Below are 12,794 nucleotides of genomic sequence, written 5' to 3'. Positions count from 1 at the left end.
GCCATAAGAGGCACTTTGGACAGTCCTCTTGCCGGTAATTTTAAAAGCTGATCAAGGGTCTGAGTCTAAACACAGCGGCAAAACCTGAATGATAGCTCCCAAAACTCCTGCCATCATGATGTAAAGCCAACTCCCCGGCTGCCATCCCCAAGGCAAGTGCAGCACGATGCTGACCCCGACAGTTACAGGAACCAACAATCCCAGATAGCGGCAGAGTTGTTGGGCCGCCATACGACGATCTACAGCTTGGCTCGTAACAGCCCCCCAGTTGGGTGGAGGCAAGGCAACATGAGATAACGGCGTTGCTTCCTGCGGGAATGGCATAAATTCGGCATGCCAACTTTCGATTTGTTGCTTCAGTTGCTGAACGCGATGAGTTAATTGCCGCCTAGAGGACACGTCATAGGGCTGCAATTTCAACTTTCTGCACGGTTGCCCTTGCAGTTGCCAAGTCAACTCCAGCGCCGTAGTCGGCCACCAGCCTAAACTGTTTTTAGCGTAAGAGATCTGCGTAATTTGATTAGCCTGTAGACCGAACTGAGCCTGTTCCCCAACATAGCAGAGGACATCACCACACAATGTCAAAAATCCCATATCCCAGGCCGGAGCCCCTTCATAGAGGCGATTAGAGGCAGCCGGAGCCAATCCGACAAACAGGCCATCGGCTAAAGCGATTCCCGATTGCCGCCAGTTCGGTTGCAATTTCTGCCGCAGATGTTGCTTGAGTTTAGCATAGCCCCAAAAGGGAGCACAATTGAGTCCGATGTACAGAAGGGCAAGCATACCTACCAGGCCAGCTAAATGCAGCAGCCCATGCGCTGTCAGGCTCCAGTGTTGCTGAGCAATCACGGCGGCCAGTGTTGGCGGTAAAACCAGACTGCCCACCACCCAGCTGGTGAACCAGAAAGCAGCTTTTTGCTTAAACGAAGTTGAAAATAGCAGCCCCTTCTGGTCAGGTAGGGCGTAGCAGTTTGTCTGCCAATCCAGGCAGGCTAGGAGTTGCTGGATCTGATTGGGGCTGATGTCGTAGTAGTACCCTAAGTTGGCCAGACGCTGCTGCACCGATGGATGGGTTGTCAGTACTCCCCACTGGGCCGCATCGAGCGGAGTATGACTGAGGTGCGCCAGTTTGACTAATCCAGTGATCAGGGGAGTTGGATCGCAGGTCAACCAAGCAGCCTGACGGTCTGCGGCATACTCAAAGCGGCGAGCGTAAGCGTAATAGAGCCAGAGCAACACAATGCCAGCCACCGGAGTCAGCAGTAGACTGGTCCCCCCAATCGCCGCCACCGAGGTGCTGATCATGATGGCCACCACAACTGCCACCAAAATCGCCTGCAAAATTTGCGGATGGCGGTACTGCAAATGGGCTAACTCATGGGCAACAATGGCATCGATCTCTCGTTTGTTGAGATAGCGCAGCAGGTCGGTAGTCAGCAGCAAACTATTCCCCTGGATGGCAAACGCGTTCGCTCCTTGGGCTTTAGCCGATGGCATCAAATAAATCTGCTTTAGAGGAATGCCAGCTCGCTGGGCTAGGGCAAAGATGCGGTCGCGCAATTCACCGGATGTTAAGGTTTGCAGCGTTGGGCTGCTGGTGCGCTCAGCCCATTCGGTCAAGAGAATGCGACTGAGGCAGGCAGCACCCAACCAGGCTACAGCCAAGCCAAACCGCTGGGTAAATACGAAGCGAGAACCGCCAAAAAACAAAACCAACGGCACAAAGGCTCGAAACTGCTCCCAGACCACCTGCCATACCCATTCACTTTGAGTCCAGACTGGCTGGCCGATACGAACCAACACCGGATAAGACAGACGATAGCAGCTTGCAATCGCTCCGACGGGAGGAACCACCACCAATCCCAGTTCGAAACTGGCTCGCCAGAGATTTTGCTCGCTTCCCAACGCTGAGTTGAGTAAATGTCTGCTTTCTGCCGTCAGCGACAGCCCAATCCAACCCAACCAGATCAGAACGGACAGTCCGTTTAATCCTTGAAGATACCGGCAGCTAACCCCAGCCATCCGCTCGTTATCGGCTCGTAAGATGTGTCGTCGCAGCAGCAAGACAATTGCACCAGGAGCCACAAGCAGCATCACTGACACCAACAGCCAAGGTTGGGCCATTGCCATTCCCCATACCTGAGCAGCTAACTCAAGCAAACCGGCTACCAGACCACTGCTGACCAAATGCCATCCAGCCAGGACCGCTGCCCCAACTCCGTACCATCTCCGCTTGGAACGAAACCGATGTTTGATTTGCATCTTGACCAAACCTGTACAAAGCCGCTTCTCGAACAGTCTTCCCAGCTAAATAGTGGCTTCTATCCTAAACAGGGGTTCATTAGTTTTATCCGTATGACTTGATAAAAAAATCACAATCTCTCACGTTAGCCTTCGTTAGATAAATGGGAATTCTGGGGCAGAGCATCTTCCATCTATCGGGCTGCCCATCATGGTTCTCAGTGCCTCTCCACCCGTTTATTCTTCTGTGAGTTTCCTGCTTGATCAGCTTGCGAATGAACTATCGCAGGATCAAAATTTGATCCGAGTCAAAAAGCTTTTGCTGTATGTCTGCACTGGAACTTGGGAAAGTAACCAGGAGCGGCTAGAGCGTCTTGCCCTGAGAGGGTTAGTGCAGCATCTGTTTGAAGTCGCGCCAACATTTGAACAGTTTCAGCATCAGATCAATCAAGCCGTTGCTACCTTGAACAAAGCGGCTGAATATACCATTTTGGCGAACACAATCATCACCCGGTTTCATGCAGTTTACGCAGCAGTGCCACAGCATCGAACGGTAGTTACCAGCCCGGCGTCTTACCAAGCGGTAGCCCAACAGTTAGCCCAAGAAGCCGAGGCAACCCGGATCAAAAAACTGCTTCTGCTGACGTGCCGCAGCATCTGGGAGAACAACGCCACCAAACTGGCTCAGCTTAACTTGGCAGAACTAGTGCAAGAACTGCATCAAATTGCCCCAACGGCTGAAACATTGCGCACTATCCTGAGCCAAGTGGCAAGCGCCCTGAGTAAGCCAGAAGAATATAGAGCCATTGCTGAGCTGATGAGCGACCGCTTCCAAGTGCTCTATCAAGCGGCTGGCGCTGCGGCTGCCTCTAGTGAGGCTTCTGGTTGGGGACCAAGCACAATCACCGAACTGCGACAGGGCATTGATATTAAGGGCACCGAGGCCAAAGGTACAGCGCACCTTTCCGATTCACCTTTGCCTGCAACAGCCCGGGCAGACCAGCAAACCGCAGAACTGTCGCCTCGAAGTCTGCTGCGGGTTGTGCCAAACAGCTCGGCCGTCGCTAGAACCACGGAACCGCAATCGAGTCAGGTTAGAACAAACCTCCCTGCTAGGCCACCACTGCGGGTTTTATCATTTGCTCAATCTCAAAAAGCGGCCGATCGGTTTAATCTGCGCTTGGAAATCATGCTGGATACTAATCCTTTAAAGGCCAAAATCCTGCTGTTTTCCTTGCTGCATGAAGCGTTTCAGTGGAATGCCGACCACGAAGCCATGCTGAAAGTCCACGAGCTAGATGATCTGCTGCGCATTCTGTTTGTGTCTTATAAGCTGTTTTCGGAAGCGGCTAGCAAACTGAAACAAATTGCCCAACACTTAGGTGCAGAAGACTATTTCCAGGTAGCAGAAGCCATCATCCGAGCGATTGAGCCGTTCTATATAGAAGTTTTACCAGCTGCTGTACCGCTGCCAGCCCACACCTCGGCAGATGTAACTCGCATGAAAACCGATACCAACGAAGTGACTTTACCCGAACGCCACTAAAACCGCCACTAAAATCCTGCTATGCTCCAGGCCAACGAATTGCTGAAACGGTACGCAGCTGGTGAAACAAACTTTCAGGGTGAAAATCTAACGGGCGTTAATTTGACTAAGGCAGATTTGATCGGGGTGAACCTGAACCAAGCCGATTTGCACAGCGCTGTGTTGATTTTGGCCTACCTGAATCGAGCCAAACTTAGTAAAGCCAATTTAGTCGCTACAAAGTTAAGCGGTGCCAATTTGAGTCAAGCCGAGTTGGTTGGTGCCCTGTTGCGAGATGCAGATCTGCATGGTGCAGTTCTGCAAGGGGCAGACCTGCGCAGTGCCGATCTCACCCTAGCGAACCTGCTCGATGCCAATCTAATCGATGCTGACCTGCGTCATGCCGATCTAGGCGGGGCTAACTTGACCGGAGCCTGCTTACGGGGCGCTAATCTACGAGAAGAAAATCGCCGCTACACGGCCAACTTACGAGGAGCAACGCTGCGTAAAGCCGATCTGCGTGGAGCCAACCTGACGGGAGCCGATCTGTCAAAAGTCGATCTACGGGGTGCCAACTTGAGCGAAGTCACGTTGCGGGGAGCCGACTTAAGCGGGGCCGATTTGAGCGAAGCCAACCTCAAAGGGGCGCTATTGACCGAGGCCAACTTAACTCAGGCGATTCTGCGGGGCGCAAACCTATTTAATGCCAAACTGGAACGCGCGGTTCTAGTAGAAACCGACCTCGCCAGTGTGAATCTGCAGGGGGCGCTGCTGGCCGACGCTAAGTTGAGTAAAGCCCATCTAGCTCGCGCCAATTTGGCATTTGCTCGACTGGGGCGGGCAGATTTAAGCCGCGCTAATTTGTGGGAAGCCATTTTGCAGGAAGCAAATCTTACGGATGCCTATCTGGCTAGGGCCAATCTCACGAAAGCCGATTTAACCAACGCCAACCTCACCCGAGCCGAAATGAGCAGCACAAATCTAGCGGGGGCAATTCTACAGGGTGCTACCCTCCCCGATGGGCGGGTCAACCCCTAGGCGGCTCGGCTTAGCACCTGGGCAATTGTTGCCTCTAATTCTGTCTGGCTCAGGCGCGTCAATACAAACACTTCTTGAAAGGTTTTACCCTTGCGGGCAATTAGCTTAAAGCCACCGCGAATGGGAACAGAAACCTTGAGCAGCAATTTGGGCGTATTGGCCTTAGTGCGACCGATTACAGCTGGGGTAATTGTACCAATGCCAGTCTGTTCGGCTAGTCGCTCCAGCACCGGAATCAGCCCCGGTAGATGGGTGGAATGATTCCAAACTACTCGTCCTTTAAGCGATTCTACTCTTATACCTGCTCCCATCTTGCGAACCTCAAGCTTGCTCCAGGGGAGCCATCGTCAGACCAGCCCGGCTGAGCTGTTGATGATAGAGTTCAGCTTGCTCTTGCGGACCGACCCAAACCGTTGCCTGCCCCTCATAGTGAACCTGCTTGGTAAGCTGCTTGGCCCGGTCGATGGTCATGGACGGGATGTACTTCATCAGACATTCTTCTACATGCTGAAATGTGTTGAAGTCATCGTTGAGCACAATCACCTTGTAGTTTGGGTAAGGCTTCTGCGTAACTTGACTGGCTCGGTCAGGAGCTACCGTAGGAGCAGTTGCCATGGCTACAGGCGCGACTGATAGTACGGAAGTCATAGGCGTTACCGAGGGATATCGTTACAAAACTACATTATGCCTACTTTAACTTACCTGCTCCATCCTGACATAGCGGATCCAGCTCTACAGCAAAATGGGTAACACTTGCGTAAAGTAATCTCGATACAGCCTGCAAGTGGGACTAGCTTTGAGATTAGTGAGACGAATCAGCCCTAGGCTCTGCAATGTAAAAGCTTGCAGCGGATGCAGCTCTACAGGGTCGGCAGCCAACATGACCTGCTTTAGGGCATCTAGCAGTTCGGGGTGATGCTGTAAATAGGACAATCTGCGGCGCAGATGGGCGCTAAAAATGCCGTTTACAGCAATTTCAGGTTGGCTCAGTTGCTCTAGGGTAATGTCTCTGCGGTTGAGATGATGCAGAGCGAGATGGGTGAGATGGGGGATACCGTCTAGTAAGTCCATGAGGTTAGGAGTGGCATCTTTGGCTTCAATCCCATAGCGCTGTACCAGATCTTGCACTTGCTCTGAGGTGAAATTGGGTAACTCCAACAGCAAGCCAACGTTAAATGGTGACTGATTCAAGTTGAGCGGCAGGTAAACCTCTGTAGAATGCACCACAATCAGGCGCAGCCGCTGCCAAATCAGGCTGCTGCCATTGCCGTAACGCGATTTTTCGTACCAGGCTCGCAACATGCCAAAAAAATCCGTCGCGATGTTGGGATGATCGAAGATGGTGTCAACCTCATCTAATGCCAGCACCAGCGGTTCGTCTAGCTCCGGGAGCAGATAATTCTCGAAGTAATCGGTGCAGTTGTAGTTGCCGCCGTACACCTCATGCCAGTGGTCATCCACACGATGGGGCAGTTGTAAGCTGCGGGTCACCACTGCACAGAACCAGCGCAGAAACCGATTCAGGTCCTGAAAAACCGTGGCATCGGCCAGTTGCATATTCAGCACAATTCCTTGCAGACCTTTTTCCTGAGCAGCCGCCAAGATTCTCACCATCAGGGAGGTTTTACCAAATTGGCGCGGAGCCTTAACCCGAATTAGCGCACCTGGCTGAAGAATTTCCTCGTAGGCTAGAGGTTCAATCGGAGGCCGCTCCACGTAAATTGGTGAGTCGAGCGGCAGGTGCCCCCGGATCGGTTTCATCTGCAATCCGGTGACTACATCAGTATCCATGCTGATGTAATCGTCCGGGTGCAGCGTCAGCTTGAGAGCATTAAAGTAAAATTCTAGGGTTTGGCGATCAACAGCCAACCGCCGCCGGCGAACTTTGGTGATCGTGTTGGGGCTAAGTCCGGTTTGTTCGCCCAACTGTTCCAATGTGTAAGCTTTACCGGCGTTGTTAAGTTCGGCTGCCTGCTGTTCTGCTAGCTGTAGCCGTTGCCAACCCTGAGGACTCAGGATGACGCCCCTTTTTCGTCTCTGTACGTGAGAATTTTCAGTCATTGAAGCCGAGTTAATCCACTCGAGTAGCCTCTATGTGATCTACCTCACACCTGTCAAATAGGCAACTCATCAGGTGCAATGAAGTGTGAATATTGATTGGGTTAGTATAGAGAATCAACAGGATATTTCAGGCAATTCAAAGCCTGATCCGGGACAATCTATAGTTTAAGCAACTAAAATACCTGAAAACACACAACTTAGTTCAGCCTAAATATAAGATAGCTGAAAAGAAACACTTCTCTTGACCGTCTTATACAATTTTTCAGCACAGTTATCTTACTGAAAAATTGTCGCAGAGCTTTCTTTTTAGGAATTAAAGCACAGAGTCCAACAAATTCAAGAATTAGAGGAGTTCTGAATAGGGGCTGCCCCTCAAGCAAGTTTGCCGTGGGACATTCCACTTGTCAAGGGAGGCAAAACCTATCTGAAAACCCTACTCCTGAGACCGGCTCTTATTTTTTTCTTATATTGTTTTGGTACTTTCTATACTTGGCCACATTTACACTCTATGCCTACGTCATTAACAATTTCTTGGTCAAGGATTAAAGCGGATCGATGAAGCCAATTCAGTGATTCGTTTCAGTGATCCGATTTCAGTGATCCGTTGAAAAGAGGGGCAGGTTTAATGGAAATATAGAGAGTAGTTGATGATTCATTCGGTTTAATCGAAATGGGCGAAATGGCAGGGCAGTTGTGGAACCAACCGGGTTTACAGCCTGGTACGCTGTGGGCCAAAGTTGTAGCTCAAACTCGGCATGCCCTTTCGTGTGGAGCGCTTCAACCGATTCCAACTCGATCTGATTTTATTGATCAAAATAGAATTCGGTTTTTGGTGAGAGTGCTTGACAACTTGGCGCGTAAGGCAGCGGCAGACCGACAGCAAGAGCAACAGGCCAAAGCCGGAAAAGACTTCAACCCATTTCTGCCCTACGATCCAGATTTATTTGTGGCGGATTTGTCTAGCACTCATGTGTGTCTGCTGAATAAGTACAACGTTGTTGATCATCATTTGTTGTTGATCACCCGCGAGTTTGAAGAGCAAGAATCCCTGCTAACTCAGCCCGATTTTGAAGCCCTGTGGCTGGGGTTGGCCGAGATCGATGGCATGGGATTTTACAACTCTGGCAAAACAGCGGGAGCTAGCCAGCGCCATAAGCATTTGCAGCTCGTGCCCTTACCATTAATTCCAGACGGGGACAGAATTCCGATTGAGCCAGCTTTGATGACGGCTACTTGGCCATCCGAGATTGGCAGCAGTACCGATCTTCCCTTTCGCCATGCGGTGATCCGGCTAGATGGTGCAGCTTCATCCCCCCAGCAGGCGGCTCAGGCCACGCTACAGGCTTATTACAAATTGCTCACAGCTCTAAAGTTGTATTCTCCGGTTGACCACAGCCTGCAAGGTGCTTACAATTTGCTAATTACGCGGCAGTGGATGCTGATGGTGCCTCGCAAGCAAGAGCAATTTGCATCGATTCCGGTCAATTCGCTAGGCTTTGCTGGCACTCTGTTTGTCCGCGACCAGGACCAGTTCGAGCGCTTGAAGGCGATTGGTCCGTTACGGCTGCTGCAAGAGGTTGCTGATGGGCATCAACCCTAGAGGATTAACCCTGTAAAATTAACTGATGATGCATTGCAGGCCAGGATGAGCCATTCTTCAGTCATCAGGAAAGTTAGGATAGGGAATGACAAACTACAGCCACTATAAGGACTCCAACTGTGAGTGTTGTTGATCGTGCTTCTAAGCCGCAGACTCATTCCCTAGACAATCGCAGGCGTTTTGCTGCTTCTCGTTGGCTAGCCAGGTTGCTGTCGCCGGATGTGATCGCGCCGCTGCTAGTGGGTAGCTTGGTCTTGATTTTATGGGAAGTAGGAGTCCGGGTTACCAATACCCCTCCCTATTTGCTGCCCGGTCCCCTCTTAGTTGGGCAAACGCTGATTCAAGAATGGAGCGTTTTGTTTCCGTCGTTACTGATTACATTCAAAATTACGTTAGTGGCATTTATTGCGGCAGTCATTTCAGGGTTGCTGATCGCCATCTTGTTCACACAAAGCAAGTGGATTGAGCGCAGTTTCTTTCCCTATGCTGTGATTCTGCAAACAACGCCAATTGTAGCAATCGCACCGCTGATTATTCTCTGGGTGCGGCGCGTGATTCCAGGAGAGAGTTCTACTTTTGTATCCTTGGTAATTTGCGCCTGGATCGTGGCTTTTTTCCCAATCCTTTCCAATACTACGCTGGGATTAAACAGCGCTGATCATAATCTGGTGAATTTATTTCAGCTTTACAAAGCATCGCGATGGCAAACCTTGCGTTACTTGCGCCTACCCAGTGCTCTGCCCTACTTTCTAGGAGGTTTGCGGATTAGTGGAGGGCTGGCTCTGATTGGTGCAGTGGTGGCAGAATTTGTGGCCGGCACGGGCGGAACTCAATCAGGAATTGCCTATCAAATTTTGATGTCTAGTTTCAACTTACAAATTCCTCGAATGTTCGCAGCTCTGTTTATGACTACGGTATTAGGAATATTGATTTTTGCCTGTTTAACCGTGTTATCCGATTTCTTGCTGCGCCATTGGCATGAAAGTGCTGTGAAACGTGAGAACTAAAGGAAAGTACATTTGCTACAGCTTGCTAATCGCTTGTTAATCGATAGATTATTACGGGGCTAATCTTCTATGGTATTGCTGCCAACGTCCGATCACTACTGGTTGCAGAATGCCCATATACCAATGCCGTTATTAGCCGACTGTAATACCACTGACTTTCCAACCGCAAACCAGTCGGTTAATGGATTAGCCGATGGGTTAGCGCGGCTGGATTTGGAAATCAAAAATGGGGTGATCAACCAAATCATTCCCTCTGGGCACCTTCACATAGATGAGGCAGTTCCCGCTGTGGATTTGCAGTTGGGCATGGTGTGGTGCTGTTTTGTAGATATGCACACCCATCTCGACAAAGGCCATATTTGGCCACGCACGGCTAATCTAGACGGTACATTTGCCTCGGCCCTAAATCAAACGGAAACTGACCGTCAACACTGGCAGCACTCGGATGTGTATCGTCGCATGGAGTTTGGGTTGAAATGCAGTTATGCCCACGGCACTAGAGCAATTCGTACCCATATTGATGCTTTTGGCCAACAGGGTAGCATCAGTTTAGAGGCATTCGCAGCCCTACAGCAAGACTGGATCGACCGACTGAGGCTGCAGGCCGTTCCACTCGTTTTTATCGACTACTATCTCACCCCAGATGGGGAAAAACTGGCTGACCAAATCGCCGAGATCGGCGGTGTATTGGGCGGTTTGCCTCCAATGAGTCAGGACTTGGATCAGCAGCTTGACCGCGTGTTTACCTTAGCGAAGGAACGCAACCTGGATCTGGATTTTCATACCGATGAGAGCGGCAATCCAGCCGATATGGCCCTACAGCGAGTAGCATTGGCGGCATTGCGGCATCAATTTGCAGGCCAGATTGTCTGTGGGCATTGCTGTAGTTTGGCTGTGCAATCGCTGGAGCAGGTGTTGCAGACCTTAACCTTAGTGAAACAAGCTGGGATTGGAATTGTCAGTCTGCCGATGTGCAATTTGTATCTGCAAGACCGAAACCAGATGGCCTCGCAGCAGTTTATCCAAGCTTCATCGGGTGAACAGTTGGCACACCTCGTGCAATTCAAAACCCAAACTCCTCGCTGGCGAGGTGTGACGTTGGTTCATGAGCTAAAGCAGTTCGGCATTCCGGTTGCCTTTGCTAGCGATAATTGTCGAGATCCTTTCTATGCCTATGGCGATCACGATGGCTGGGAGGTGTTTACCCAAGCCGTGCGAATCGCCCAACTCGACGCGCCCTACAGCAATTGGTGTCAGAGTGTAACAACAATTCCAGCCGACCTGATGCAGCTCCCGAGCTGTGGACGAATTGGGGTCGGACTACCTGCCGATTTAATTCTGTTCAAGGCCCGCTACTGGAGTGAACTGTTAGCCCGCTCTCAGCATGACCGGATTGTGCTCCGCGACGGCAAACCCATTGCCCCTACCTTACCCGACTATGCCGAGTTGGATGATTTGTGGCATGGCTAAGACGAGTTTCCCGTTTGGTCTTCGCGTAGCTCGAAAGCCGTCTTGAGAATCCCTCTAGTTATATCAAATCCGGTTGATCAGCCAGAGTTCGCGTAGAGGCGTTTCGGCGAAACGCCCGTACAACGCGGCATTTAAATTTAGGGCGTTTAGTCGGATTTGATATTAATCCACATCAATCCACAAAAAAGCGTGGCGGTGTCAGCCAAAACATCTGGCTGCGTCCAATCGGCGAGTCCGCTTCGGGTAAAATCAGACCAATGATGCCAGCTTTTTTCAGAATCAGGTGCTGCTGCGGTTTGCCCCACACGAGAATTTCTGCCCATTCGCCCAGATCGGGTTCATGTCCCACAATCGCTAAACAGTCACCACCCGACTGCCGCCATTGCTGCAGCCAGCTCAACCAAACGCTCAAATCTCCTCCGGGCGCTAAGTGGGGAGACTCTTCTAGTTGGCCTAGTTTGTAGGTTTGCAGAATCTCAGCAGTTTGACGAGCGCGAGCTAAGGGACTAGTCAAGATTCGATCAAAGCGAATATTTAAGGCATGGAGCCGTTTAGCAACTCGCCGAGTGCGCCGAATTCCTTCTTCGGTGAGGGGACGTTCGTCATCGTTGGCGTAGGTACCTCGTTCCCCCGCTAGCCCATGACGAATCATGTAGAGTTCAATTTGTGCCATTGCCTGTCCTCGCGAAGAAATCGGAGCAATCGTTGAGGGACCATCGATTGAAGGATTTAAAGCCCAGGCCCTAGAGTATACCAAGCTCTAGAGTATAGCAGCAGAGCAGCAGATACCAGCAGGAGACCATGTACGGCTTATATATTTACAGCCAGACATAACTCGATTATTGCTCAGTTTGACAAGTTCTGGCTTACAGATTAAGCCAAGAAAGATTTATTGTGTTTTTCATTACAATTTGTTTTTTATATTTTTTATGCTTCTTTCTATCTCATCACGTCATCTCTGGTTCAATCCTATGATGCAGAAACTTCTGAATCTACCAACCTTTTTGCATTAGCAAAGCGAACCATTTGATGTCGTGAGCGTAGTATATAGAGTATGTCTCATGCATGTGTTTTCAATGAATCATCTGTTAGTCAAAATTGGAGTTGTTGGACTGGCGATAATCAGCGTGCTGTTAGCAGGGTGCCATCCAGGACTGGCAAATCGGCTATTGTCATCGGAAACAACACCCTATGAGCAACGATTGGTTCACAATCCGGATGGCATTGGCAAGTTCTATCTAGGTAGAGAAATCGCTCAAGTCATGGGACATCAGGGAGCAGCTTGGTTGGAGCGTCCAAGTCGAAGGGTGGAGGAACAGCCCGATCAAGTGGTCAAAGCCCTCAACCTTCAACCCACCGATGTGGTGGCAGACATTGGTGCGGGCAGCGGCTACTTTAGTTTTCGGCTCATTTCCTATCTGCCGCAGGGCAAGGTGTTTGCAGTTGATGTTCAGCCTGAAATGATCGAAATTCTCAACTTCTTGAAGCAGGAAAACAGAGCTGAGAATGTGGAACCGATTCTGGGCAGTGAAACCGATCCTCACCTGCCAGCAAATAGGGTTGATTTGGCCCTGATGGTGGATGCCTACCACGAATTTGCCTATCCGCAGGAAATGATGCAGCAGATTGTGGCAGCGCTGAGACCAGGTGGACGAGTCGTGTTAGTGGAATATCGTGGCGAAAACCCGTTTGTGCCAATCAAAGCCCTGCACAAGATGACCCAGCGGCAGGTGCGCAAGGAAATGGGGGCGGCAGGACTGATTTGGCAAGAAACTCAGAATTTTTTACCCCAGCAGCACCTGATGATTTTTCAAAAACCGGCTTAGTTTGTCCGTTAACCAGAATGTGAATC

The 12,794-nt window shown here is 50.5% G+C and carries 11 protein-coding genes; 6 read left to right on the top strand and 5 right to left on the bottom strand.

Going from position 1 to position 12,794, the window contains the following annotated elements:
* Window positions 1-51: 51 nt before the first annotated feature.
* Complete coding sequence (locus HJG54_RS09480; protein WP_316434640.1) at window positions 52-2,262, bottom strand: M48 family metallopeptidase; 2,211 nt, start codon at window positions 2,260-2,262, stop codon at window positions 52-54.
* 190 nt (window positions 2,263-2,452) lie between these two features.
* On the opposite strand from HJG54_RS09480, the gene HJG54_RS09475 reads away from it, so the two are divergent.
* On the top strand, window positions 2,453-3,787 hold the full coding sequence (locus HJG54_RS09475) for a hypothetical protein (protein ID WP_316434639.1): 1,335 nt from the start codon (window positions 2,453-2,455) through the stop codon (window positions 3,785-3,787).
* A 21-nt stretch (window positions 3,788-3,808) separates the two neighbouring features.
* A complete protein-coding gene (locus HJG54_RS09470) occupies window positions 3,809-4,804 on the top strand; it encodes a pentapeptide repeat-containing protein (protein WP_036004022.1) in 996 nt (331 codons plus the stop codon).
* Here HJG54_RS09470 and HJG54_RS09465 read toward each other — a convergent pair.
* From HJG54_RS09465 to HJG54_RS09455, 3 genes are all read right to left on the bottom strand, one after another.
* On the bottom strand, window positions 4,801-5,115 hold the full coding sequence (locus tag HJG54_RS09465) for a DUF2103 domain-containing protein (protein WP_316434637.1): 315 nt from the start codon (window positions 5,113-5,115) through the stop codon (window positions 4,801-4,803). The genes HJG54_RS09470 and HJG54_RS09465 overlap by 4 nt on opposite strands.
* Before the next feature lie 10 nt (window positions 5,116-5,125).
* Window positions 5,126-5,452, bottom strand: a complete 327-nt coding sequence (gene clpS / locus HJG54_RS09460) for an ATP-dependent Clp protease adapter ClpS (RefSeq protein WP_316434636.1) — start codon at window positions 5,450-5,452, stop codon at window positions 5,126-5,128.
* 84 nt (window positions 5,453-5,536) lie between these two features.
* Window positions 5,537-6,865 (bottom strand): AAA-like domain-containing protein, encoded by a 1,329-nt coding sequence (locus HJG54_RS09455; protein ID WP_316434635.1) that lies wholly within the window; start codon window positions 6,863-6,865, stop codon window positions 5,537-5,539.
* A gap of 679 nt (window positions 6,866-7,544) precedes the next feature.
* Between HJG54_RS09455 and HJG54_RS09450 the strand changes: the two genes are divergently transcribed.
* The 3 genes from HJG54_RS09450 (at window position 7,545) to HJG54_RS09440 (ending at window position 10,942) form a co-directional block, all read left to right on the top strand.
* A complete protein-coding gene (locus tag HJG54_RS09450; protein WP_316434634.1) occupies window positions 7,545-8,465 on the top strand; it encodes an ATP adenylyltransferase family protein in 921 nt (306 codons plus the stop codon).
* Between the two features lie 119 nt (window positions 8,466-8,584).
* On the top strand, window positions 8,585-9,472 hold the full coding sequence (locus HJG54_RS09445; protein ID WP_316434633.1) for an ABC transporter permease: 888 nt from the start codon (window positions 8,585-8,587) through the stop codon (window positions 9,470-9,472).
* A 69-nt stretch (window positions 9,473-9,541) separates the two neighbouring features.
* Window positions 9,542-10,942: a cytosine deaminase gene (locus tag HJG54_RS09440; protein WP_316434632.1), complete on the top strand. Its 1,401-nt coding sequence runs from the start codon at window positions 9,542-9,544 to the stop codon at window positions 10,940-10,942.
* A 172-nt stretch (window positions 10,943-11,114) separates the two neighbouring features.
* On the opposite strand, the gene sixA is transcribed toward HJG54_RS09440, so the two are convergent.
* Window positions 11,115-11,615, bottom strand: a complete 501-nt coding sequence (gene sixA / locus HJG54_RS09435; RefSeq protein ID WP_316434631.1) for a phosphohistidine phosphatase SixA — start codon at window positions 11,613-11,615, stop codon at window positions 11,115-11,117.
* 403 nt (window positions 11,616-12,018) lie between these two features.
* Between sixA and HJG54_RS09430 the strand changes: the two genes are divergently transcribed.
* Complete coding sequence (locus HJG54_RS09430; protein WP_316434630.1) at window positions 12,019-12,768, top strand: class I SAM-dependent methyltransferase; 750 nt, start codon at window positions 12,019-12,021, stop codon at window positions 12,766-12,768.
* Window positions 12,769-12,794: the final 26 nt, after the last annotated feature.

Source organism: Leptolyngbya sp. NK1-12, from assembly GCF_032598965.1.
Classification (GTDB): Bacteria; Cyanobacteriota; Cyanobacteriia; order Elainellales; family Elainellaceae; genus Elainella.
Note: the sequence above shows the minus strand (reverse complement) of the source record. Positions and strands in the feature narration are given on the sequence as shown.